Below are 22,725 nucleotides of genomic sequence, written 5' to 3' on the forward strand. Positions count from 1 at the left end.
CTGTCTGGCACGGACTTGAGAGACGGGTTGCTCCCGGATGAACGTCCGGGGCGTCAGTCGCGGGGATTGCCCTGCCGCCCGCCCGCCAGCACGGAGAGCACCACGCCAGGTCCGTTGGCCCCCGGTGCCCCTCCGGGCGAGCCCGGAGCGGGTGGGGTGGTGGCGCGCGAACCGGGACCCGTGGGCCCGGGGATGGTCTGGTCCAGATCGTCCAGATCCTCGGAGAGCCGGGCGAGCGTGGCCTCGGCCTCGTGCGCCTGCATCTCCGACTGCACGAGCGTCAGCTTCCGGCTGTGCATGTCCTCCTTGTGCTTGATGAGCGCCTGCTCACCGATGTCGAGGAAGGCCCGGACGACCTCACGGTCGAACTGGGTCCCCGCGCAGCGGGAGATCTCCGCGATGGCGTTGGCGAAGGTCGTGCCCTTGCGGTAGGGGCGGTCGCAGGTCATCGCGTCCAGGGTGTCCGCCACGGCGAAGATGCGCGCGCCGATGTGGATTTCCTGGCCCCGGAGGTTGCGCGGGTAGCCCTGGCCGTCCCAGCGCTCCTGGTGCGACAGGACGATCTGCGCGGGCGTGGCGAGGAAGGGGATGTTCTGGATCATCTGGAAGCCGATGTCCGGATGCTTGCGCATCTCCAGCCACTCCTCGGGCGTGAGCTTGCCGGGCTTGAGCAGCACGGCGTCCGGCACGCCAATCTTCCCGATGTCGTGCAGCAGCGCGCCCCGGCCGATCTCGTCCAGCTCCGGGCCCTTGATGCCCATGCGCTCGGCGATGGCGCTCGTGTAGCGCACCACGCGCAGGGAGTGATCCGACGTCTCGTGCTCGCGCGCGTCCAGGGCGGACACGAGCGCCAGCAGGGTGGACTGGTAGGTGTGGGCGATGTCCCTGAGCGCGTTGCGCAGCTCCGTGGTGCGGTCGCGCACCTTGCGCTCGAGCTTCTTCTGGTAGCGCTTGCGCGCCAGCTCGATGCGCCGCTTGGCGAGGGCCCGCTCGATGGCGCGGATGAGATCCGTCAACTTGGGTGGCTTGAGCAGGTAGTCCACCGCGCCCCGGCGCAGACAGTCCACGGCGGACTCGGTGTCCCCATAGCCGGTGAGCATGATGACGGAGGTGTCCGGGTAGCGCTCGCGCAGCTGCTCGAGCAGCCACAGGCCGTCCTTGCCCGGCATCTTCATGTCGCTGATGACCAGGGGCGTCTCTTCCTGGCCCGCGAGGTCCAGGGCCATCTCGGCGCCACTGGCCACCACGCAGTTGTATCCCTCTTCCCTGAGAAGGACGGAGATGACGTCACGGACGGAGTCGTCGTCGTCGACGATGAGGATCCGGGGAGGAACGGGAGGGATGGCTTCCACGGAGGAGATTCTAGGGGGATCGCGCGCCAAATGGCCAACCCGAGGCGGAATTTCGGATCTCACGGCCGCCTGGACGGGCTGCCCCCAAGGAGACGCCTCGCCGTTCCAGGTGTGGGACTTTCAGCGCCGTGAGAACCGATCGAAGCGGAAGGGGGCCAGGTCCACCGAGGGCCGCTCGCCCAGGACGGTCTCGGCCAGGAGCTTCGCGGTGACGGGCGTCAGCAGGATGCCGTTGCGGAAGTGCCCCGTGGCGAGGAACAGGCCCGGAAGGGGTCCCGCTCCGAGGATGGGCAGGTGGTCCTCGGTGTAGGGGCGCAGGCCCGCCCACGTTTCCTGCACGGGCGCCGAGGCCAGTGCCGGACATAGCCGCATGGCCAGGGCGAGGATGCGGTGCAGGCCCTCGGCCGTGACGTTCTTCTCGAAGCCCGAGAACTCCAGGGTGCTCCCTGCGATCACCCGGCCGTCGGTGCGGGGAATGACGTAGCCCTGGTCGGAGAAGAGCACGTGCGAGAAGGGAGGCAGACGTGTCTGCAACTGAACCATTTGCCCCCGCGCCGGACGCACCACGCGCGGATCCAACGCGCTGCCCTGGACCAGCCCGGACCAGGAGCCGGCGGCGATGACCACGGCATCCGCGCGCAGCGTCTCGCCCTCCAGGTCCACGCCCACCGCGCGTCCCCGCTCCTCCACCACGCCGCGCACGTAGCCGGTGCGGAACGTGGCCCCCACCTTCGCGGCCGCCATGGTCAGGGCACGCGTGAGCAGCCGGTTGTCCACCTGGTGGTCGTCCACGAACCGGGCCGCGCCCTTGAGTTCGGGGGACAGCTGGGGCTCCAGGGCGAGGACCTCGGAAGGGGAGAGCAGCTCCACGCGCAGGCCCCGCTCGCGCTGCCACGTCGCGGTGGCCTCCAGCCGGGCGAGACCCGCCTCGTCGAAGGCCAGGCGCATCACCCCACTGGGCAGGTACTGCACATTGATGCCCGTGAGCGCCAGGAGCTCCGCGGCGAACTCCGGGTACAGGCTCCGGCTGCGCAGGCACAGGTCGAGGAAGGGACCCGGCCCCTCGGACTCCTCCTGGGGCGCGAGGATTCCGCCGGCGGCGCTCGAGGCCTCGGCCCCCGGAATGGCGCGCTCGAGCACGGTCACCCGCGCGCCCGCCTGCCTCAGCCGCAGGGCGATGCCACAGCCCATCACCCCTCCACCGACCACCACCACGTCGAGGTCTCGCATCGCGCCGCTTGTGCTCGCTCCGGGAGGGGTTTGCAAGGCTCGTGAGCGGCCCGGGTTGACGGCGGAGGGGGTTTCCATTAGCTAGGGAGCGTGCACCTCGTATCCCTCCATCACCATGCGCATCATCATCGGACCGGCCCCGACGGGACCGCTCACCGTGCGCATGCCTGGGTGGATGTCTAGAGGCCACCCGACGCACCCGCCGCAGTGAACGAAAGCCCGTCCCACCTCGGACGGGCTTTTTTCGTTTCGCCCGTCCGTCCTTCTCAAGGACTCCCCGATGCTCAAGATCGCCCTTCCCAACAAAGGCCGCCTCTCCGACGAGGTGCGCGAGCTGTTCAACGATGCAGGCCTGGAGGTCCGCGTCCGTGGCGAGCGGGCCCTCACGGCGTCGCTCGGTGGCGAGTTCGAGGCCATCTTCGTGCGCGCCCAGGACATCCCCGAGTTCGTCGCCGATGGCGCGGCGGACGCGGGCGTCACCGGGTGGGATCTGGTGTGTGAGTCCGGCCGCGACCTGGAACTGCTGATGGATCTGGAGTTCGGCAAGTGCCGCCTCGTGGTGGCCGCCCGCGAGGAGAGCGGCATCCAGAAGCTGGAGGACATCCGGGACGGCGTGCGGGTGGCGTCCTCCTTCACGCGCCTGACCCAGGACTTCTTCACCCGGCGCGGCCAGAAGGTGACGGTGGTGCCGGTGTCGGGCGCCACGGAGATCGCCCCCCACCTGGGCATCGCGGACATCATCGTGGACCTGACGTCCACGGGCTCGACGCTGAAGATGAACGGCCTGCGCGAGGTGGACACCATCGTCCAGTCGAGCGCGCGGCTCATCGCGCGCAAGGGCCACTCGCCCGAGGCGGCGGCGCGGTTGGAGGAACTGCGCCAGGCGCTCGGGTCCGTGCTGGCGGCGCGGGGCAAGCGCTACCTCATGGCCAACGTGCCGCGCGGCGTGCTGCCCAGCGTGCGCGAGGTGCTCCCGGGACTCAACGGCCCCACCGTGGTGGAGGTGCAGGGCGGGGACTTCGTGGCCGTGCACTCCGTGGTGCCCGCCCGCAACATCTATCGCACCATCAACGCGCTGCGAGCCCTGGGCTGCCAGGGCATCCTCGTCACCCGGATCGAGAGGCTGATGCCATGAGCGCGTCTCCACTCAAGTACCGGGGGCGCCTGAAGGAGCTCGACCCCGAGGCCCGGCGCCGCTTGTTGGAGCGCTCGGGGGGGGCCACGGACTCCCGGGTCGCCCAGCGCACCGCGGACATCCTCGCCCGGGTCCGCCGGGACGGAGACCGCGCCCTGCGCGAGATGGCGCGGGAGTTCGACGGTGCCACGCTGGACTCGCTGGAGGTGCCCCGGAGCGTGTGCGAGGCCGCCCTGGCGTCGCTCGCTCCGGAGGTCCGCGAGGCCTTGAGCCGCGCGGCGCGCAACATCGCCCGGGCCCACGCCGCCCAGAAGCCCCAGGCCATCGAGGTGGAGACCGAGCCCGGCATCCTGGTGGGCCGTCGGCCGGACCCGCTCGGTCGCGTGGGCGTGTACGCGCCGGGAGGCCGTGCCGTCTACCCGAGCAGCGTGTTGATGGGCGTGGTGCCCGCCAAGGTGGCCGGAGTGGGCGAGGTCATCGTCTGCTCGCCGCCGGGTCCGGATGGCAGGCCCGCGGCGGGGGTGCTGGCGGCGGCGGCGCTCGCGGGAGCGGACCGGGTGTTCGCGCTCGGCGGTGCCGGCGCGGTGGCGGCCCTGGCCTACGGGACGGAGAGCGTGCCCCGGGTGGATCGCATCGTCGGGCCGGGCAATGCCTATGTGGCCGCCGCCAAGCTCCAGGTGGTGGACGCGGTGGCCATCGACGCGCCCGCGGGGCCCAGTGAAATCCTCGTGGTGGCCGATGGCTCGGCGGACCCCGAGGCGGTGGCGCGCGAGATGCTGGCCCAGGCCGAGCACGACCCGGACGCCTGCTGCGTGACCGTGGCGGTGGGCGAGGCCCAGGCGGAAGCGGTGGCCTCGGCGGTCGCGAAGGCGGCCAGCCGGGCCCGGCGCCAGGAAATTGTCTCGCGGGCCCTGAGCGAGCGCGGCGCGGTGCTGAGCGTGGACTCGCTGGAGGAGGCCTGGCCCTTCGTGGCGGACTTCGCTCCCGAGCACCTGCTGATCGCCACCGCGTCCCCCTCGGAAGCGCTGCCCCGGGTGCGCAACGCGGGCACCGTGTTCGTGGGTCAGCATGCCTCGGTGGCCTACGGTGACTACATGACGGGCGCCAACCACGTGCTGCCCACCGCGGGCCTGGCCCGGGCGTACTCGGGACTGAGCGTGCTCGACTTCTACCGGTGGACCACCTGGCAGCGCGTGACCCGCGAGGCCGCGGCCCGGCTCTCCGACGACGTGGGCGTGCTGGCCGACAGCGAGGGGCTCTTCGCTCACGCCGAGGCCGCCCGCGCCTGGAGGCCGTCATGAGCCTGCCCTCGCGCGCGTCCTACCGGGACATCCCGCTGTACTCGCCCTCGAAGGCGCGCTGCCGCGTCGACCTGAGCGACAACACCAACCTCTTCGGCATGCCGCCCGCCGCCGAGCGCGTCCTGCGCGAGACGGCCTCCTCCCAGGTGGGCCGCTACCCCGTGGGCTACTCGCCCGACCTGAGGGAAGCCGTGGCCCGCTACACGGGCGTGGACGCCTCCCGGGTCACCACCGGGTGCGGCTCGGATGACGTCATCGACAGCACCCTCCGGGCCTTCCTGGAGCCGGGCGAGCTCATCGCCTTTCCCTCGCCCACCTTCGTGATGATGTCCTACTTCGCCAAGGTGAATGGCCTGCGCTACGCCCCCGTGAAGCTCCGGCCGGACTTCGACATCGACGTGGACGGGCTGCTCGCCACCGGGGCGAAGCTCCTCTACGTGTGCTCGCCCAACAACCCCACGGGCACGGTGGCCTCGCGTGCCGCGCTGGAGCGGCTGGTGGAGCAGGCGCCTGGACTCGTCCTGCTCGACGAGGCCTATGCCGAGTTCGCCCGGGAGAGCCACCTGGACCTGGCGAGCCGGCCCAACGTGCTCGTGACGCGCACGATGTCCAAGGCCTTCGGACTCGCGTCCATGCGCGTGGGCTACGCGGTGGGCGCGCCCGGCCTCGTGGCCGAGGTGGAGAAGGCCCGTGGCCCCTACAAAGTGACGGGCTTGTCCGAGCGCATGGCCGTCGCGGCCCTGTCCGAGGACGTGCCGTGGATGCGGGCGAGGGTGGACGAATCGCTCGCCATCCGGGAGCGGCTGGTGGGGGAGCTCAAGGGCCTGGGCCTGTCGACCCTGCCGACCGAGGCCAACTTCGTGATGGCGCCTCTGCGGGGAGCGCTCGCGGTGGCGGAGAAGATGCGCGCGAGGGACGTGAACGTCCGGGCCTTCGCGGGCCTGCCGGGCATCGGGGACGCGCTGCGCATCGGCTGCGGCCCCTGGAACCTGATGGAGGCGGCGCTCGACGCGCTGCGGGAGGCGCTGCGATGAGAGTGACGCTGTTCGACTATGGAGCCGGCAACATCCACTCCCTGGCCAAGGCGCTCGCCCTGGCGCCAGGCGTCGAGGTGCGCGTGGAGGAGGACCCCGTGCGCGCCCTGGACACCGGACTGCTGGTGCTGCCGGGCGTGGGCGCATTCGGCGCGGCGGCGGCCCGGCTGGCCCCCGGACGCGAGCGGATGCGGCGCGCCCTGGATGACGGGCTGCCCTGCCTGGGCATCTGCCTGGGCATGCAGCTCCTGTTCGACGGGAGCGACGAGGGCGAGGGCCTGGGCCTGGGCTTCTTCCCGGGCCGGGTGACGCGGCTGTCCTCCCGGCGCGTGCCTCACATTGGTTGGAACTCGGTGGAGGAGGACACCGCCCTGCGCGAGGCGAAGCTCGGCTCCGTCTACTACGCGCACAGCTTCGCCTGCCGCACCGAGAACCCGGGCGCGGTGGTGGGCTGGACGGCCCACGAGGGAGACCGGTTCCCCGCGGCGGTGCGACGCGGCAAGGTGCTCGGCGTGCAATTCCATCCGGAGAAGAGCTCGGCGGCCGGGGTGCGCTTCGTGCACGCCTTCCTCGACGAGGTGCGCTCATGAAGGCCATTCCGGCCATCGACTTGCGCGAGGGCGCCTGCGTGCAGCTCGTGGGTGGCTCCTATGCGGACGAGCGGGTGCGGGTGAAGGATCCCGTGGACGCGCTCAAGCGCTGGCGCGCGCACGGCTTCTCCTCCTTCCATGTGGTGGACCTGGACGCGGCGCTGGGCAAGGGTTCCAACGAGGACGCCATCCGCGCGCTGCTGGCCCACGAGCCGGGTTTGACTTTCTCCGTGGGGGGCGGAATCCGGAGCACGGCCAAGGTGGAGTCGGTGCTCGCCCTGGGCGCCTCCTCCGTGGTGGTGGGGACGCGCGCCATCGAGGACTTCTCCTGGTTGCGCGAGGTCGCCGAGCGCTTTCCGGGCAAGGTGGTGGTGGCCGCGGACGTGAAGGGTCGCGAGGTGGTGACGCGCGGCTGGACCGAGGGCAGCGCGCGCGACATCGTCACCGTGCTGGAGTCCCTGGAGCCCCTTCCCTTGAGGGGCCTGCTGGTGACGGCCGTCCACAAGGAAGGGCAGATGGAGGGGGTGGATCTGCCCCTCATGGAAGCGGTGCGCCGCGCGAGCCGCCATCCCCTGTTCGCCTCGGGAGGCGTGACGACGGTGGAGGACCTGCGGGCGCTCGGACGCGCCGGGGCCGCGGGCGCCGTCATCGGCATGGCGTTGTACACGGGCAGATTGGACGCGGGCCTCGTCGCCCAGGAGTTCGCATGACCACCATTGTTCGGGAAACCAAGGAGACCAAGGTCACGGTGCAGCTCGCCATCGGCAAGGGCGTGGCCCAGGTGGACACGGGCCAGCCCTTCTTCGATCACATGCTCGGCACCTTCGCGCGCTACGCGGGCCTGGACCTGACGCTGCACGCCCGGGGAGACCTGCGCCACCACCTCATGGAGGACGTGGCCATCACCCTGGGCACCGCCGTGCAGCGGATCATCCCCGCCACCGCCGCCCGCTACGGCGAGCGCACCCTGCCCATGGATGACGCGCTCGTGCAGGCGTGCCTCGACGTGGGCGGGCGCTTCTATTACCGGGGGCCCCTCAAGAACAAACTCTACGAGCACGTGATGCGCTCGTTCTGCGAACACGCCAAGGTGACGCTGCACCTGCGCATCCTCCGGGGCAAGGACAGCCACCACGTGACGGAGGCCGCCTTCAAGGCGCTCGGCTTCGCGCTGCGCGATGCCCTGGTGGACTCGGGCGTGGTGTTCAGCACCAAGGGCGCCGTCGCCCTGGAGGTGAAGTGACATGCTCACACGACGGCTGATTGTCTGTCTGGACGTGAAGGGCGGACGCGTGGTCAAGGGCGTCCAGTTCGAGGGCCTGCGCGACGTGGGCGACCCCGTGGAGCTGGCGCTGCGCTACGAGGCCGCGGGCGCCGACGAGGTGACGTTCCTCGACATCTCCGCCACCCAGGAGGAGCGCGGCACGCTCTGGGACCTGGTGCGGCGCACCTCCGAGCGGCTGTTCATCCCGCTGACCGTGGGCGGTGGCGTGCGCACGGCGGACGACGTGGGGCTCGCCCTGCGCGCGGGGGCCGACAAGGTGAGCCTCAACTCGGCGGCGGTGGCCCGGCCCGAGGTCCTCACCGAATGCGCCGAGCGTTTCGGGGCCCAGTGTGTCGTGGCGAGCATCGACGCCAAGCGCGACGGGGGCTCCTGGCGCGTGTTCACCCATGGCGGCAAGCGGGCCACGGATCTGGAGGCCATCGCCTGGGCTCGCGAGTGCGTGAAGCGGGGCGCCGGGGAAATCCTGCTCACGAGCATCGATCGGGATGGCGCCCGTTCGGGATATGACCTGGAATTGACCCGGGCCGTGGCCGAGGCGGTGGATGTTCCCGTCATCGCCTCGGGGGGAGCGGGCAACGCGGAACATGTCCGGGCCGCGCTGAGCGAGGGCGGGGCGGAGGCGGCGCTCGTCGCGGGCATCCTCCACGATGGGGTGACCACGGTGGATTCAATCAAGACGCTGCTGCGTGGCAGCGGCCTCGAAGTCAGGAGCCTCTAGGCATGGATGCGCGGTCATTGATGCAGGCGGCGGAGGACGTGGCTCGCCGGTCGGGAGATGTGGCGCTCGGTTTCTTCCGCCAGGGGATTCAGGTGCAGACCAAGGGGGATGGCTCCCCGGTGACGATCGCGGACCAGACGGCCGAGCGGACGGCGCGCGAGTGGCTCGAGTCCCACTTCCCCGAGGACGGCATCCTCGGCGAGGAGTTCGGCGAGACGCGGCCCGGAGCCCGGCGCCGGTGGATCCTCGATCCCATCGATGGGACCAAGACGTTCATCCGGGGCGTGCCGTTGTGGGGAACGCTGGTGGCGTTGGTCGAGGGAGACACCATCCTCGCGGGCGCGGCGTACTTCCCTCCCGTGGGCGACATGTTGGTGGCGGCGCCGGGGCAGGGGTGCTGGTGGAACGGCAAGCGCACGTGGGTGTCCACCGAGGCGGAACTGTCGCGCTCGCTCGTGCTCTCCACCGATGAGCGCTTCCAGGCCTACCCCGAGCGGGGAATCGGATGGCGGGCCCTTTCGGCCAAGGCGTCCGTGGCCCGGACGTGGGGCGACTGCTACGGCTACCTGCTGGTGGCCACGGGCCGCGCGGAGGCGATGGTGGACGAGCTGATGTCCCCCTGGGACGCGGCGGCCCTGCTGCCCATCATCGAGGAGGCGGGTGGGGTGTTCACGGACTGGACGGGGAAGCGGACGGCGTTCGGCGGCAACTCCATCGCCACGAACGCGGTGCTGGCGGAGCCGGTGCGCGCGCTGCTTGGCGTGAAGAAGGGGCCCTGATGTTGGACCTGTCGAAGCTGGATTTCACCAAGGGGAATGGGCTCGTCACGGTGGTGACGCAGGACGCGCGCACGGGCGACCTGCTCATGGTGGCGCATGCGGACCGCGAGGCGCTGGAGAAGACGCTCGAGACGGGCGAGATGCACTACCGCTCGCGTACGCGGGGGCTGTGGCACAAGGGCGGCACGAGCGGCAACGTGCAGCGCGTGGTGTCGCTGACGGCGGACTGTGACGCGGATGCGGTGCTCGCCCGGGTGGAGAAGGCGGGTCCGGCATGTCACACCGGCGCGGAGACGTGCTTCGGCATCGGCCCGGTGGACGCGCTCGTGGAGTTGGACCGGACCATCGCCGAGCGCGCGTCGAAGGCGCCCGAGCCCGGAGAGAAGCCGAGCTACACGCGGCGGCTGCTGGACGACCGCAACCTGCGCCTCAAGAAGATTGGCGAGGAGGCGGCGGAACTGGTGACGGCATGCGCGGATGGGGACAAGGAGCGCGCGATGGAGGAGGCGGCGGACGTGCTCTACCACCTGCTCGTGGCGGTGCGCCCGTTGGGCGTGACGCTCGAGGACGTGAAGGCGGTGCTCGCGCGCCGGGCCGCTCCCCCCGCCGCGAAGTAGTCGATTACACCTCTTTGAACTTCGCCCCCGTGGCCCCGATGTGCTCCAGGGCTTTCTTGATCTCCTCGGAGACAATCAGGGCCACTGTCCATCCCCAAGTACGGAAGACCCTGGCATCTCCTGCTTTCGCCCGGTCGATACGCATGCCGTACACGGCGCGGTACTGCCCGGTCTTCTCTGGCCGCCCGTCTTCCGGTTTCCAGTAACGCACCTCCTCGGATGCTTGATCGTCGATGCAATTCACTACGCGAGTGGTGTTGAGGACGAGGTACTTCTCGGTCTGCCCCTCGATATCCACTGGAAAGAACTGCACATCATTCGAGGCTAGTTCCATGAAGACGGATGCGGCCCTGACGTGGACGACGGGAATGCCAAAGGCCGCGTGAGAGAAGTCGAGCGGTTGACCCGGGATCTTCACTGGCACCTTGATACGCCCATCCACATGAGCGGGAACTCCCCGCATGAGCAGGGCAGGCCATACCTCTTCTCCCCGCTCATCGCCGAGCTTGCCCAACTCCCATCGGCCAGCGAGAGCAACGTCATCGGACAGTCTGTAATACCGGCTGGTCATGAGCGTTCCTCTTACCTCGCTCGCTTGGTGACGAGCTTGTTGAGTGTCGTGTTCTCCGTGGTGATCTCCTCGGCCAATGCGCGAAGTTCCGCCACCAATGCTTCCTGACACTGCTGAATGCTCCGGCATTCCAGCGTCGCCGCGTTCAACCGGTCGTGGACTTCCTCGTGGTACTCCTGTGGGTGGGGCCCATGGTGGCCCTTGACGCGCACTTTGTTGGCTGGATCGTTCAACGACATCCCCGCGCGATCGAAGATTTCCTGGAAGCGGGGCGTCCATGGACCGCCACTGTGGGTGGCCTCGGTCCACTTGTTCGTGGCGATGTGGTGCTCGGGTCCCTCGGCCTCGACTGGGCTGGATGCAGCCCCTCGCATGCTCTGGGCCGTTGCGGCGACCGCGTTGGGGGCGAGGATGATGGTGACCGCATCGGCGGTGACAGCCACTGCTTCCACCTGTGCAACCTCCGACACTAGGATTCCCACCCGCGCAGCCCCCACGGCTGATGCCTGCGCCGAGCCAGGAAGGGTGGATACCTTGGCCGAGAAACTGGAGGCCGTCTGGCCGATGGCCGCGGTGAGCAGCAGGGTGAACGCTCGCGCCGCGTTCTTTCCCATCACCTTGCCGTACTTCGTCCCTGCTTCGCGAAACTCCGAGAAGGACGTGGCGAGGTCCGCTGTTTTCACCAGTCGCCGCCAGCCCTGGATGAGTGTCCAGAACGTGTCCACTCCGACGTAGCAGATGAAAGTGGCCGTCACGACGGTCGCCAGCCCCTTGGAGAACACCGGTTCGGGTGCCATCCACATCGCGGCGTAGAGCGTCATCGTCCAGAGAATGGAGGCCTTGAGCAGTTCAGGGTCGGCCATGTCCTTGAAGGACTCCATCCTCTCGGGGATGACTGCATCGAGGGCGAAGGACATGGCGAGGGCGTAGCGGCCATCCCCGGTGAGGACCGGGCTGTTCATCAGCACCCTCCGGCAATCTCCCGGCTGACCCATGGCCGCGCAGAACCGCAGATACTCCTGGGTCACTCGCACATCCATTTCGGTCCCGAGTGAAGCCGGAGGCGGCCCATCCAGGGGCACGACACCTCGATGCCGGGTGTACCCATACCAGCCACTGTGCGGTGAAATATCGAACAACTTACGTGCGGCCTTCTCGGGGTTGGCCGGAGGGCTGCTCTGCTGGATCTCCTTTGTTATGGCTTCTGTGAACTCCGCCTTTCCCAACTCCACCAGGCTGGCTTCATTCGCCTGGGGGATGTGGACAAGGGGCTTGCCTTGGCCCATGTCGAGCCGTACCACGCGCGTGGTTCCGCACGCGGTGGTCAAGGCCAAGGACAGGAGCACGCCAATCAGACGATAGGGTTCGATGAAATACCCCCCCAGCTCGAGGAGGGGACAAGTCTACGAGAACGTCATCCCAAGGACGATGACAGTCTAGAATCCAGCCGCATCCTGTCAGATGAAGATGACGCTCTCTCGCTTACCCTCTACGGTGCATGGCGCACCTTCACCTTGAGGTAGGGCGTTCGCGCTAGACTAGGCTCCTGGCTTCGGGATGTACGGGCCAAGGAGGATGTCGATGCGGCACCGAGGATGGTTCGGCGCGGCGCTCGTGGGGGGACTGCTGGTCGCGGCGTTCGCCGGCTGGCACCACTCCGCGATGCCTCATGACGTCCAGGTCAAGGTGCCCACTCCGCCGCCGGTCTCTTCCGCCAGGTCTGTTGCGCTGCTTCCGGCCTTGACCGCCCCTCCGCGGGCAGCGCTCTCCATTCGCGGCACCGTCCGGGGCGCGCGGGGTCCCGTGGCGGGCGCGACGGTGCTCGCGTCCAGGACCGTGGAGGGCGAATCCCTGACGGGCCTACCCTGTGTGGAGGGACTCGGACGGATGCGAGACGAGTCCACGCGCGATTGTGTCACCTCGCAGCGGGCCGAGGTGCTCGTGGCCCAGCGGCAGGGCGAGGCGCCGGTCCTCGCCCAGGCCCTGTCCACCCAGGACGGTGCCTTCTTCCTGGACGGATTGGAGGCGGGCTCCTACGCGCTCTGGGTGGAGAGTCCCGAGGGCGTGGGTCTTTTGCGAGACGTGGCCGTGGGGCGGGAGGGCGTGGAAGTGGTGCTGGGCGCGGGCTCCCGGCTATCGGGAAGTGTCACCGACGAGCAGCAGGTGCCGGTGGAGGGAGCGCGCGTCACCGCCGTCTTCACCGCGCACAGCCGCTTCTTCGAGACCCTCACGGACGCGCAAGGCCGCTACCTCCTGGGACCCTTGCCCCGGGGAGAGTATGTCCTCGTCGCTTCCCACCAGGGCACGATGTCCCGGGCCAGTCCCCTGCGGCTCCATCCGCCCGACGTGCGGCAGTCCCTCACCCTGATTGCTCCGAGGACGCTCGTCGGCCGGGTGCTGACCCCGGAGGGGGAGCCCGCCGCCGGGGCGGAGGTCTCGCTCGGACGGAAGGATGATCGCCGGGTACTCACCGACGAGCGGGGCCACTTCTCCTTCGAGGGCTTGACCACCTTTTCCTATGTGGTCACCGCGCACCACGGCGGCTTCATGGGCACCGAGGGGGTCTCCTTCCGCCCGTCACACGAGAACGACACCCCCTCGCCCCTCTCCAAGGAGATCACCGTGGAGCTGGGGACGGCCCTCGCCGAACTGGAGGGCGTGGTCCGGGACGAGCGGGGGCAGCCGGTCGCGGAGGCCGTCATCAAGCTCTACGTGCGCAGCGGGTGCGTGGTCAGCAGGTACCTGGCGAAAACGGACGTCCAAGGGGCCTATCACCTCGGACCCATGCCCCCGAACCAGGTGTCCTTGTCGGTGTCTTCTCCGGATGGCCGCCTGTTCGCCTCGCACGAGGAAACCCTTTCCGAGGGAAAGCGCACCCTGGATCTCACCCTGGAGTTCGTTCCCCGCGTCGAGGGCATCCTGGTGGATGCGCGAGGCCAGCCGGTCGAGGGCGAGCACCTGTCGCTCCTCACGCGTCCGGGAGAGCCCGAGTGGAGCCTCTCGGACAAGTCCGGGCCGGGGGGACGCTTCTCCCTCCGGGCGTTTCGTTCCGGGCCCTTGCTGCTCCGGGTGGGTCCGGATTCGGACGATGACTCGTCCAACCAGGGCGTCTGGTCCCAGGAAGTGCCGGTCCCCGCGGCGGACCTGCGGGTGGTCATCGCGCGTCGGCCCACCGTGGAGGGCGAGTTGGTGGACGAGTCGGGCCAGCCCGTGGCCCAGGCCCTGGTGAGCCTCTGGTCGTCCGAGGCGTCCTCGGACCAGGAACTCGAGTCGGGCACCACGGACGCCCGGGGCCGGTTCTCGCTCGTGGCGCCGCGTCCGGGCCGCTACCGGGTCTCCGCGGAGCTGGAAGACAACTCCTTCGCCCACGCCACCGCGCGAGCGGTGGAAGTCGGGCCCGAGGGAGCCCAGGTGCGGCTGCGCTTCGAGGCTGGGCACTCCCTCTCGGGCATCGTGGTGGATCTCCAAGGAAGGCCCGTTCCGGGGGCCGTCGTCGGCTTCCAGTCCGAGCACCGCTCGGGGAGGCACCCCCATCAAGAGCCCGAGGTGCACGCGACGACCGGTCCCGATGGACGTTTCACCTTCGCTTCCGTGTCGGGGGACTCGGTCGTGCTGTTGGTGGAGACGGAGGACTTCCTGCTGGCCGAGCCCTCGCGGGAGGACGTGCCGGGGTGGATGCGGCTGGAGCCCTCGGCGCGCGAGGTGCGGGTCGTCCTCGCGCGCAAGGCGATGCTGCGCGCCCGGCTCGTCCGCGCGGATGGCTCGGCCGTCACGGACTTCACGGTGAATGGCGAGGAGATGAGCGACGAGCAGGGGCTCCTGGAATGGCCCATCGTGCGGACGGGCTCCCTGACCCTGGAGATCTCCATCGACGAGGGCGAGAGGTCCGCCACCGTGAAGCGGACCGTGTTCGTGCGGCAGGAGGTGGACCAGGATCTGGGCGTCATCACCTTGCGCGACTGAGTAGGCGTTGAGCCTCTATACTTCCTTGAAGTTCATCCTCGTGGCGCCGATCGTCTTGAGACCCGGGCGTGCTCATTCTCACCCCGTCCAGACGGGGCACGGCGAGCCGTTACGACCCAGAAAGCGAAGGATTCCCAGGTATCAATGTCCTGGTTGGATAGCAGCCGATCCACCTGCTTCACCCCGTGCTTGCGTACGTGCCTTGGGCCCAGGCCAGGACTTTTCCGATGATATGGACCCCCAGGCGGGCCGAGTGGACGACGCTCAGAACGACATGGGAGATCGAAGCAAGGCTTGTGCATGACCGCAGAAGTAACCACGCGGTCCCTACTTCCCGCACCATTTAGCCTATAGAGCCCTCCCTTGCTCCCCTGCTAAAAGAGGGGACAGCTCAGGGTTGTGCCTGCATCTGGCCGGAGAGAAGGGCAGCGGCCGCATCGGTATGAAGCAGAATGCGTGCTGATGCCGTGAAACGCCTCGCACATTTCCCAGTCCGGGCGGCCTTTTCCACCCGGCTCCCGTGATGCGGTGTAACGCCCTTCACGACCAGCGAGTGAGCCTACGCACAGGCGGTGCGAATGTTTTCGGCACGTAGCGCGTTCCCTGCCACGCCGATCTACTTCCTCGGCTGAAAGGCTCATCAAAGCTCATCATGGTGTTTTCCAAACACTCTCTCTTACTCAAGCTGCTCGTCCTCACCCTCCTGGCTCCAGTCCACACCGCCCTGGCGGCCAACGCGGATTGGATGCGCTGGCTGCCGGACTCCACCAGCTTGGCCTCACTCTCCATTCCTGGTACCCACGACACCATGGCCAACCAAGCGGACTCGGCGAGCGCCTTCGAGCTGCCTTGGGTGCTCACCCAGACCGAGGAACTCCGTCCCCAGTTGGATTCGGGAATCCGCGCACTGGACATCCGCGCGCGCCATATCGGTGATCGCTTCACCATTCATCATGGCGCGTACTACCTCCAGGCTAACTTCGATGACGTCTTGAGCACGACGGTGCAGTTCCTGAAGGACCACCCCGGGGAAACCATCCTGATGCGGGTGCAGCAAGAACATACCGAGGAGTTCTGCACCCGCTCCTTCATCGATACCTTCCGGTGGTACCGCGATCAGCCCGCCTACAGCCCATTCATCTGGCGCGGCACGACCATCCCCACTCTCGGCGCGGTGCGAGGCAAGATCGTCATCCTCGATGGATTCAGCTCTGGCGCTCATGGAATCAACTGGTGGTCGCTCGACATTCAAGACGCCTGGGAAGAATCCAACACCGACGCGAAATGGAATCTGGTGCGCAATCATCTCAATGCCGCCGATGAGGGGCCTCGTGACCGGATGTACGTCAACTTCATGTCCGCCTCCAATGTCATGAATGGCAACTGCGCTGACCCCTTCCCGATGTATGGCACGCCGCGCTGCATTGCCACACGGCTCAACGCGGAAGCCCACAACTATCTGGTGGATGGCGACGGCCAACGCACCGGGCTCCTTATGGCGGATTTTCCCCAGCAATGGTTGCCGGATGCCATCATCCCTCTCAATGCGCAGGGTGGTATCCCCTCCCTGCGGAGTGAGAACGGCCAGTACCAGAGCGGCACGACGCTTGAGTACGGCATCGACCGCCCGGGGCAGGACTACATGGTGTTCGCCCTGCGGGAATCACGACCCGAGCTGTGCCGCAGCGCCTGTTTCGCCGATGCGCCCCGGTGCAAGGCCTTCACCTATGTCGCGCCCGGCATCCAAGTTCTCCAGGCCATGTGCTACCTGAAGTCCGGCATTCCCGCGCCCCAGTTCAACGCACACACCGTCGCGGGCACCCCGATGTCTCAGCCGAAGAGGGGGCTCTTCAGTGGACTGGTGGAGACCAACGTGAACCGTCCCGGGATGGATTACCGGTACTTCGTGATGAAGGAAGCCCGGCCTGAGCTGTGCCGCGAGGCCTGTCGCAACGAGTCGAACCTCTGCAAGTCCTTCACCTATGTGCGACCCGGCAGCAAGAGCGCTGAGCCCATGTGCGTGCTCAAGAGCGGCGTCCCCGCCCCTGTTCCCGATCCCGAGTGTGATTCCGGCGTCAATCCCAGCACTACCCGGAAGTACACGGCAGTGGGCACGTCCCTCGAGCTCGACATCGACCGCGGTGGCCAGGACTACCGGGCCTTCGAGATGCAGGATGCCCGGCCCGAGGTGTGCCGCGAGGCCTGCTTCAACGAGTCGAACCGCTGCAAGTCCTTCACGTACGTCAAGCCTGGCTACCTGGGCACCCAGGCCCGGTGCTACTTGAAGTCTGGCATCCCCAGTCCCACCATCAATTCCAACACTATCTCGGGAACGACCTTGTCGAACCGCGACACCGGGCTCGTCTCCGGGTGGATCGAGACTAACGTCGACCGCGGTGGCCAGGACTACCGGAACTTCGAGCTGCAGGAGGCACGCCCTGAAAGCTGCCGTGAGGCGTGCATCGCCGAGGCTCCGCTCTGCAAGGCCTTCACATATGTGAAACCGGGGTTCAATGGCTACCCGGCCCGGTGCTACCTCAAGTCCGGTGTGCCAGCGCCTACACCCTCCGCGGGCTGTGATTCCGGCGTCATCGACAAACTGTAGAGGGTTGCTCGCGAGTCGACAGGTGACCCCGAGGCCGCTCCGGATGCCAACAGCGGTCGCGGCCCGGGGATGACGGAGCGGTAGGAACGTCATCTCAGGGGCGATGACACTCCAGAGTCCAGCCGCATCTACCCTCTACGGGGCATGGACCACCTCCAGCGCGAGGTAGGGCGTTCGCGCTAGACTTGGCTCCTGGTACTGGGACGCATACGGGCCAAGGAGGATGTCGATGCGGCACCGAGGATGGGTCGGCGCGGTGCTCGTGGGGGGACTCTTGATGGCGGGTGTCGTCGCCTGGCTCTTCACGGGGTTTCCCCATGATTCCCAAGCCAACGCTCCCCCGCCGCGCCCGGTGTCGTCTTCCGGTCCCGCCGCCGTGCGCCCCACCGTGCCCTCGCCTCCGGCGGAGTCTCGGTCCATTCGAGGCACGGTGCGGAACGCTCGGGGACCTGTCTCGGGCGCGGTGGTGCTCGCTTCCCAGGCCATGGCGGGCGAGCCCTTGTCGGAGCGGGTCTGCGCGGATGACTTGATGCATGTTCCCGACGGTTCCCTCATCGAGTGTTCCTCCTCGGAGCGGATGCTCGAACTCGTGACTCAGCGGGAGGGAGAGGTTCCCGTTCTCGCCCGGGGCACGTCCTTGGCGGACGGTTCCTTCTCCTTGGAGGGATTGTCGGAGGGGGCCTACACGCTCTGGGTGGAGAGCCCCGAAGGCGTGGGACTGCGGCGGGATGTGGTCGCGGGGCAGGATGGGGTGGACTTGATGCTCGGCGGAGGTTCCCGGTTGTCGGGACGCGTCACCGACGCGCGTCGGGAGCCCTTGGCCGGAGTGCTCGTCACCGCCGTCTTCACCGGTCACAGCCGCTTCTTCGAGGCCCTCACGGACGCGCGGGGCCGCTACGACCTGGGACCACTGCCCCGAGGCGACTACTTCGTGGCCGCCTCCCATCAGGGCCTGATGCCCGAGTCCACGACCCTCCGGCTCCATCTTCCCGATGTGGAGCAGGCGTTCTCCCTGTACTCGCCGATGCGGGTCTCGGGCCATGTGATGTCCAAGACGGGCGAGCCCGTCGTCGGGACGGAAGTCCGGCTCGACAAGCCCGAGCGCACGGTGCGCACGGATGAGCGGGGCCGCTTCTCCTTCGACGGGCTGTCCGTCCACCAGACCTATGCTCTCACCGCGACCCAGGAGGGGTTCATGGCTCGCGAGGAGATCTCCTTCGCCATGTCGGGACAGGACCTGGCCACGGTGCCGCCCGACGTGACGGGGATCGAGCTGTGGTTGGGGGAGCCCTTCGCCGAGGTGGCGGGTTGGGTCCGTGACGAACAGGGGCAGCCGGTCGCGAACGCCGTCGTCTCGCTTCATTCTGGGCGCGGGTGTGTGTCGAAGCACTTTCAAGTGAATGCGGACGCTCGGGGCCAGTATCACCTCGGGCCGTTGCCTTCGCGGAAGTACTCCTTCCGCGTCTCCTCTCCGGAGGGCCGCCTGGCCCACTCGTCGTCGCGAGAACTCTCCGAGGGACGAAACACCGTGGACTTCACCCTCCAGCGCCGCCTCCTCGCCGAGGGTACCCTGGTGGACGAGCGGGGCCTTCCGGTCGCGGGTGAAAGCGTGTCGCTCTTCGAGACCTCGAACGAGCAGTGGATCACCACCGAGACGTCTGGACCAGATGGGCGCTTTTCCCTGGACGCGAGTCGGCGGCTCGAGCCCTGTATCGATCCAACCGTGTGCGTTCCCCAGGAGGAACGCCCACCGGGTTCCTACCTGCTCGTGGTGGGCTCGGGCTGGAGCGAGGGCCATCGGGAGCGGGACCATTCCGAGCAGGTGAGGGTTCCTTCGTCGGAGCTGCGTCTACGGGTCGCGCGTCCGCCCACCGTGGAGGGCGAGGTGGTGGACGAGACGGGCCAACCCGTGCCCCGGGCGGATGTGGGCCTCTGGTCCGTGGATGCTCCGGGGCGTGAGGTGGAATTCGCGAGCGGTCGAACGGACTCACGGGGACGGTTCTCGCTCGTGGCGCCCCACCCGGGTCGCTACCGGCTCTCCGCGGCACTGCAGCACGCCTCCTATTCGCAACTCGCCACCCAGGAAGTGGAGCTCGATGCGGCGGGAGCCCAGGCGCGGCTGCGCTTCGAGGCGGGGCATCCCCTCGGCGGCATCGTGGTGGACAGGACAGGGGCTCCCGTTGAAGGGGCCACCGTCGCGTTCCACTCCCAACTGTGGTCGATCGTGCACCTGGAAGACACCCACGCGGAGGCCACGACCGGGCCCGATGGGCGCTTCGCCTTCTCCTATGTCTCGGGAGAGGCGGGCGCGCTGTCGGTGCGCAAGGAGGGCTACCAGATGGCCGAGCCCTGGCGAGAGGACGCGCCGGAGCAGATGCGCCTGGATCCGTCAGCGCGGGAAGTGCGCGTCGTCCTCGCACGAACGGCGAGGCTTCGTGCCCGGTTCGTCCGCGCGGATGGCTCGCCCATTCCCCGCTTCACCGTGAATGGCGAGGAGATGGATGACGAGGAGGGGCGCTTTGAATGGCCCATCCTGCGGACGGGGCCCCTCGCCCTGGAGCTCTCCGTCGACGGAGAGTTGATTCCCGGCGCCGCTCCCGTGCGGCGAACCCTGTCCGTGCGGCAGGAGGTGGACCAGGACGTGGGGACGATCACCTTGCGTCGGTGAACGTCCGGAGGGCACGTCCCGCGTCACACCCGAAGGCGCTCGCGGTTCCAGGGGTGGGGTTCTTTCTCCTCGCGCCGCTCCGGGGTCTCCGGAGGGTGGCCGCCTCGCTGGCGCAGCCACTTCTCCAGCCCCACCACCGGCAGCACCACCGCCCCCACGAGGATGGACAGGCCCATGGCCCCCGGGCTCAGCGGCGCGGTGCCGAACACCCGCTGCATGAAGGGCACGTACATGAAGGCCGCCTGCAACAGCACCAACACGCCAATACCCACGAACACCGTGGGGTTGCTGAACAGGCCCACCTTCCTCAGCGATCCGGTGAGCGTGCGGCACATCAGCATATAGAAGATCTGGAAGCTGATGACGGTGTTGACGGCCATCGTCTGCGCCTCGACCAATGCCAGCTCGTGACCCGCCCGTGGCCGTTCATGGGTGTATTCCCACAGGAAGAGGCCGATGGCGCCCGCGGTCATCAACAGCGCCACCAGGCCCGTGCGCATCACCACGAAATGGCTGAGCACCGGCTCATCTGGATTCCGGGGGGCTCTGCGCATCACGTCCACCTCCCGCGCCTCGAAGGCCAGGGGCAGCGCGAGCGACACCGTGGCCACCAGGTTGATCCAGAGCAACTGCGTGGGGCGCATGGCCATCAGCGGAACCAGTGCTCCGTCGATCTGCTGGATGGGGAAGAGGGCCACGCCGACCAGCAGGATGAGCGCCAGGCCCAGGTTGGTGGGCAGCACGAAGGCCAGTGACTTGATGAGGTTGTCGTAGACGCGCCGTCCCTCCTCCACCGCCGCGGCGATGGAGGCGAAGTTGTCGTCCGCCAGCACGATGTCCGCCGCTTCCTTGGACACCGCCGTGCCGGTGATGCCCATGGCCACGCCGATGTTGGCCTGCTTGAGGGCGGGTGCGTCATTCACCCCGTCCCCCGTCATGGCCACCACGTGCTGCTTGCCCTGGAGCGCTCGCACCAGCCGCAGCTTGTGCTCGGGCGCCACCCGCGCGAAGACGTTCGTGCGCACGGCCGCCTCTTCCAACCGCGCGTCATCCATGGCCGCGAGCTGCGATCCGGTGATGCCCCGGGTGTCTGGCTTCTGCAATCCCAGTTGCATGCCAATGGCCTCCGCCGTCGCGAGGTGGTCGCCGGTGATCATCTTCACGGTGATGCCGGCGTCGTGGCACGCCTTCACCGCGGCGATGGCCTCCTCGCGAGGCGGATCGATCATCCCCTCCAGGCCCAGGAGCCGCAGCCCCCCGGAGACGTCCTCCAGACGCAGGCCATCGTGCGAGGCGGGCACGTTCCGGGCCGCCATGGCCAGCACCCGCATTCCCCGTGCCGCCATGTGCTCCACCTCCGCGAGCACGGCCTCGGGGGAGAGGCCGTCGCCCAGGTCGCAGCGGCGGAGGACGACCTCGGGCGCGCCCTTGACGAGGATGCGCCGGCCGTCGCCGCCGTTCTCGTGCAGGGTGGCCATGAACTGGTTCTCCGACTCGAAGGGGATGGCATCCAGGCGGCTGTGCCGGGAGCGCTTCTCCTCCTCGTTGACGCCCGCCTTCCTCGCCGCCACCAGCAGCGCGCCCTCGGTGGGGTCTCCCGTCAGCTCCCACCTGCCGTCCCGTTGCTGGAGCGCCGCGTCGTTGCAGAGCGCGCCGGCCCGCAGCAACTCGCACACGTCGTCGGTGGGAGGCCCCTCCAGGGGCTGGTCGTCCCGCCGCAGCTCGCCCTGGGGCGCGTAACCCACGCCCGTGAGGGTATAGCGCCCCTCGGACGTCCACAGCGCCTTCACCGTCATCTCGTTGCGCGTGAGGGTGCCCGTCTTGTCCGAGCAGATGACGGTGGTGCTGCCCAGCGTCTCCACCGCGGGCAGCTTGCGGATGACGGCGCGCCGGGCCGCCATGCGCTGCACGCCAATGGCCAGGGCGATGGTGACGATGGCGGGAAGCCCCTCGGGAATCGCCGCCACCGCCAGCGTCAGCGCCACGACGACGGCCTCGCTCACCTCGTAGCCCCGCCACAGGCCGACACCGAGCAGCACCGCGGAAACCACCAGGATCGCGAGGGTGATGTACTTGCCGATGACGGCCAGCGCCTTCGTCAGGGGCGTCTGGAGGTCCGTGGCCTCGTGGAGCAGCGTGGAGATGCGGCCCAGCTCGGTGTGCTGGCCGGTGGCCACCACCGCCGCGCTGGCCGCGCCGGACGTCACCAGCGTGCCGCCGAAGACGAGGCTCGCGCGGTCCCCCAATTCGGTGTCTTCGGCCACGGGCGTCACGTCCTTGCGCGCGGGCACGGACTCGCCGGTGAGCGCGGCCTCCTCCACGGAGAGGTTGCGCGCGGAGAGCAGCCGCATGTCCGCGGGCACCTTGTCTCCCGATGCCACCTGCACCACGTCGCCGGGCACCAGTTGCTCCGCGGGCACCGACAGCTTGCGGCCTTCGCGCACCACGGTGGTGTTCTCCGGCACCATCTGGTTGAGCGCCTCGATGGCCTTGCCCGCGCGGTACTCCTGGATGAAGCCGATGATCGTGTTGAGCACCACCACCGCCGCCACCACCAGCCCGTCCGTTACCTTCCCCAGGAGGATGGCCAGCACCGCCGAGGCGATGAGCACCCAGATGAAGGGGCTGTTGATCTGCCGCCACAGCAAGACGAGCGGACCATCGCTCTTCTGGCGCCGCAGCACGTTGGGCCCATAGCGCTCCAGCCGCTCACGCGCCTGCTCGTTCGTCAGGCCCTCCTCCCGGCTCTCGAGCGACTCCAGGACCTTGTCCGGGGGTAGGGCATGCCATGGGGACGTCGGGGTGCGTCCAAGGGGCTGATCGTTCATCGCGAGACTCCTCCCTCGCGCAATTTGGCCACGCCCCTCGTTCGTTCCC

At 68.6% G+C, this 22,725-nt stretch carries 17 protein-coding genes; 12 read left to right on the top strand and 5 right to left on the bottom strand.

Features of this window, described 5'->3' with window-relative positions:
* Window positions 1–53 precede the first annotated feature (53 nt).
* On the bottom strand, window positions 54–1,352 hold the full coding sequence (locus MEBOL_RS31140; protein ID WP_095980847.1) for an HD-GYP domain-containing protein: 1,299 nt from the start codon (window positions 1,350–1,352) through the stop codon (window positions 54–56).
* Between the two features lie 120 nt (window positions 1,353–1,472).
* Complete coding sequence (gene thiO / locus MEBOL_RS31145) at window positions 1,473–2,582, bottom strand: glycine oxidase ThiO (protein WP_095980848.1); 1,110 nt, start codon at window positions 2,580–2,582, stop codon at window positions 1,473–1,475.
* Between the two features lie 280 nt (window positions 2,583–2,862).
* Between thiO and hisG the strand changes: the two genes are divergently transcribed.
* From hisG to hisIE, 9 genes are read left to right on the top strand one after another with little or no spacing between them, the layout of a single operon-like run.
* Window positions 2,863–3,717, top strand: coding sequence for an ATP phosphoribosyltransferase (gene hisG, locus MEBOL_RS31150; RefSeq protein WP_095980849.1), 855 nt, complete (start codon window positions 2,863–2,865; stop codon window positions 3,715–3,717).
* Entirely contained in the window at window positions 3,714–5,018 is a 1,305-nt protein-coding gene (gene hisD, locus MEBOL_RS31155) for a histidinol dehydrogenase (protein ID WP_095980850.1), read from the top strand. The genes hisG and hisD overlap by 4 nt, the downstream gene beginning before the upstream one ends.
* Window positions 5,015–6,052, top strand: coding sequence for a pyridoxal phosphate-dependent aminotransferase (locus MEBOL_RS31160; protein ID WP_179956326.1), 1,038 nt, complete (start codon window positions 5,015–5,017; stop codon window positions 6,050–6,052). The genes hisD and MEBOL_RS31160 overlap by 4 nt, the downstream gene beginning before the upstream one ends.
* Window positions 6,049–6,642, top strand: coding sequence for an imidazole glycerol phosphate synthase subunit HisH (gene hisH / locus MEBOL_RS31165; protein ID WP_095980851.1), 594 nt, complete (start codon window positions 6,049–6,051; stop codon window positions 6,640–6,642). The genes MEBOL_RS31160 and hisH overlap by 4 nt, the downstream gene beginning before the upstream one ends.
* Window positions 6,639–7,352 carry a 1-(5-phosphoribosyl)-5-[(5-phosphoribosylamino)methylideneamino]imidazole-4-carboxamide isomerase gene (locus MEBOL_RS31170; protein WP_095980852.1) on the top strand — a complete coding sequence of 238 codons (714 nt, stop codon included), beginning with the start codon at window positions 6,639–6,641 and terminating at the stop codon, window positions 7,350–7,352. Before hisH ends, MEBOL_RS31170 begins: the two co-directional genes overlap by 4 nt.
* Window positions 7,349–7,885, top strand: coding sequence for an imidazoleglycerol-phosphate dehydratase (locus tag MEBOL_RS31175; RefSeq protein WP_095980853.1), 537 nt, complete (start codon window positions 7,349–7,351; stop codon window positions 7,883–7,885). The genes MEBOL_RS31170 and MEBOL_RS31175 overlap by 4 nt, the downstream gene beginning before the upstream one ends.
* Window position 7,886: 1 nt before the next feature.
* Window positions 7,887–8,645, top strand: a complete 759-nt coding sequence (gene hisF, locus MEBOL_RS31180) for an imidazole glycerol phosphate synthase subunit HisF (protein ID WP_095980854.1) — start codon at window positions 7,887–7,889, stop codon at window positions 8,643–8,645.
* Window positions 8,646–8,647: 2 nt separating this feature from the next.
* A complete protein-coding gene (gene hisN / locus MEBOL_RS31185; RefSeq protein WP_095980855.1) occupies window positions 8,648–9,424 on the top strand; it encodes a histidinol-phosphatase in 777 nt (258 codons plus the stop codon).
* Complete coding sequence (gene hisIE, locus MEBOL_RS31190; protein ID WP_179956327.1) at window positions 9,424–10,041, top strand: bifunctional phosphoribosyl-AMP cyclohydrolase/phosphoribosyl-ATP diphosphatase HisIE; 618 nt, start codon at window positions 9,424–9,426, stop codon at window positions 10,039–10,041. The genes hisN and hisIE overlap by 1 nt, the downstream gene beginning before the upstream one ends.
* A 4-nt stretch (window positions 10,042–10,045) precedes the next feature.
* Here the strand turns inward: hisIE and MEBOL_RS31195 are convergent, their stop codons facing one another.
* Both MEBOL_RS31195 and MEBOL_RS31200 read right to left on the bottom strand, forming a co-directional pair.
* The gene (locus tag MEBOL_RS31195; RefSeq protein ID WP_095980856.1) at window positions 10,046–10,612 is read right to left on the bottom strand and encodes an imm11 family protein; all 567 of its coding nucleotides are present in this window, start codon (window positions 10,610–10,612) and stop codon (window positions 10,046–10,048) included.
* Between the two features lie 11 nt (window positions 10,613–10,623).
* Window positions 10,624–11,982: an AHH domain-containing protein gene (locus tag MEBOL_RS31200; protein WP_483869366.1), complete on the bottom strand. Its 1,359-nt coding sequence runs from the start codon at window positions 11,980–11,982 to the stop codon at window positions 10,624–10,626.
* Between the two features lie 211 nt (window positions 11,983–12,193).
* On the opposite strand from MEBOL_RS31200, the gene MEBOL_RS31205 reads away from it, so the two are divergent.
* The 3 genes from MEBOL_RS31205 to MEBOL_RS31215 all read left to right on the top strand — a co-directional run bounded on the left by MEBOL_RS31205 (window position 12,194) and on the right by MEBOL_RS31215 (window position 19,848).
* Window positions 12,194–14,575, top strand: coding sequence for a carboxypeptidase-like regulatory domain-containing protein (locus tag MEBOL_RS31205; RefSeq protein ID WP_170115624.1), 2,382 nt, complete (start codon window positions 12,194–12,196; stop codon window positions 14,573–14,575).
* A gap of 652 nt (window positions 14,576–15,227) precedes the next feature.
* Window positions 15,228–17,180, top strand: a complete 1,953-nt coding sequence (locus MEBOL_RS31210; RefSeq protein WP_095980859.1) for a phosphatidylinositol-specific phospholipase C domain-containing protein — start codon at window positions 15,228–15,230, stop codon at window positions 17,178–17,180.
* A 229-nt stretch (window positions 17,181–17,409) separates the two neighbouring features.
* The gene (locus MEBOL_RS31215) at window positions 17,410–19,848 is read left to right on the top strand and encodes a carboxypeptidase-like regulatory domain-containing protein (protein WP_170115625.1); all 2,439 of its coding nucleotides are present in this window, start codon (window positions 17,410–17,412) and stop codon (window positions 19,846–19,848) included.
* Between the two features lie 23 nt (window positions 19,849–19,871).
* On the opposite strand, the gene MEBOL_RS31220 is transcribed toward MEBOL_RS31215, so the two are convergent.
* Window positions 19,872–22,676 (bottom strand): cation-translocating P-type ATPase, encoded by a 2,805-nt coding sequence (locus tag MEBOL_RS31220; protein WP_095980861.1) that lies wholly within the window; start codon window positions 22,674–22,676, stop codon window positions 19,872–19,874.
* Window positions 22,677–22,725 lie beyond the last annotated feature (49 nt).

This window comes from Melittangium boletus DSM 14713 (assembly GCF_002305855.1).
In the GTDB taxonomy this organism is placed as follows: Bacteria; Myxococcota; Myxococcia; order Myxococcales; family Myxococcaceae; genus Cystobacter; species Cystobacter boletus.

Bases quoted from the DNA above. Each gene is read 5' to 3' on its own strand.
- thiO (WP_095980848.1), bottom strand. From the start codon at position 2,582: ATGCGAGACCTCGACGTGGTGGTGGTCGGTGGAGGGGTGATGGGCTGT.
- hisG (WP_095980849.1), top strand. From the start codon at position 2,863: ATGCTCAAGATCGCCCTTCCCAACAAAGGCCGCCTCTCCGACGAGGTG.
- hisD (WP_095980850.1), top strand. From the start codon at position 3,714: ATGAGCGCGTCTCCACTCAAGTACCGGGGGCGCCTGAAGGAGCTCGAC.
- MEBOL_RS31160 (WP_179956326.1), top strand. From the start codon at position 5,015: ATGAGCCTGCCCTCGCGCGCGTCCTACCGGGACATCCCGCTGTACTCG.
- hisH (WP_095980851.1), top strand. From the start codon at position 6,049: ATGAGAGTGACGCTGTTCGACTATGGAGCCGGCAACATCCACTCCCTG.
- MEBOL_RS31170 (WP_095980852.1), top strand. From the start codon at position 6,639: ATGAAGGCCATTCCGGCCATCGACTTGCGCGAGGGCGCCTGCGTGCAG.
- MEBOL_RS31175 (WP_095980853.1), top strand. From the start codon at position 7,349: ATGACCACCATTGTTCGGGAAACCAAGGAGACCAAGGTCACGGTGCAG.
- hisF (WP_095980854.1), top strand. From the start codon at position 7,887: ATGCTCACACGACGGCTGATTGTCTGTCTGGACGTGAAGGGCGGACGC.
- hisN (WP_095980855.1), top strand. From the start codon at position 8,648: ATGGATGCGCGGTCATTGATGCAGGCGGCGGAGGACGTGGCTCGCCGG.
- hisIE (WP_179956327.1), top strand. From the start codon at position 9,424: ATGTTGGACCTGTCGAAGCTGGATTTCACCAAGGGGAATGGGCTCGTC.
- MEBOL_RS31195 (WP_095980856.1), bottom strand. From the start codon at position 10,612: ATGACCAGCCGGTATTACAGACTGTCCGATGACGTTGCTCTCGCTGGC.
- MEBOL_RS31205 (WP_170115624.1), top strand. From the start codon at position 12,194: ATGCGGCACCGAGGATGGTTCGGCGCGGCGCTCGTGGGGGGACTGCTG.
- MEBOL_RS31210 (WP_095980859.1), top strand. From the start codon at position 15,228: ATGGTGTTTTCCAAACACTCTCTCTTACTCAAGCTGCTCGTCCTCACC.
- MEBOL_RS31215 (WP_170115625.1), top strand. From the start codon at position 17,410: ATGCGGCACCGAGGATGGGTCGGCGCGGTGCTCGTGGGGGGACTCTTG.
- MEBOL_RS31220 (WP_095980861.1), bottom strand. From the start codon at position 22,676: ATGAACGATCAGCCCCTTGGACGCACCCCGACGTCCCCATGGCATGCC.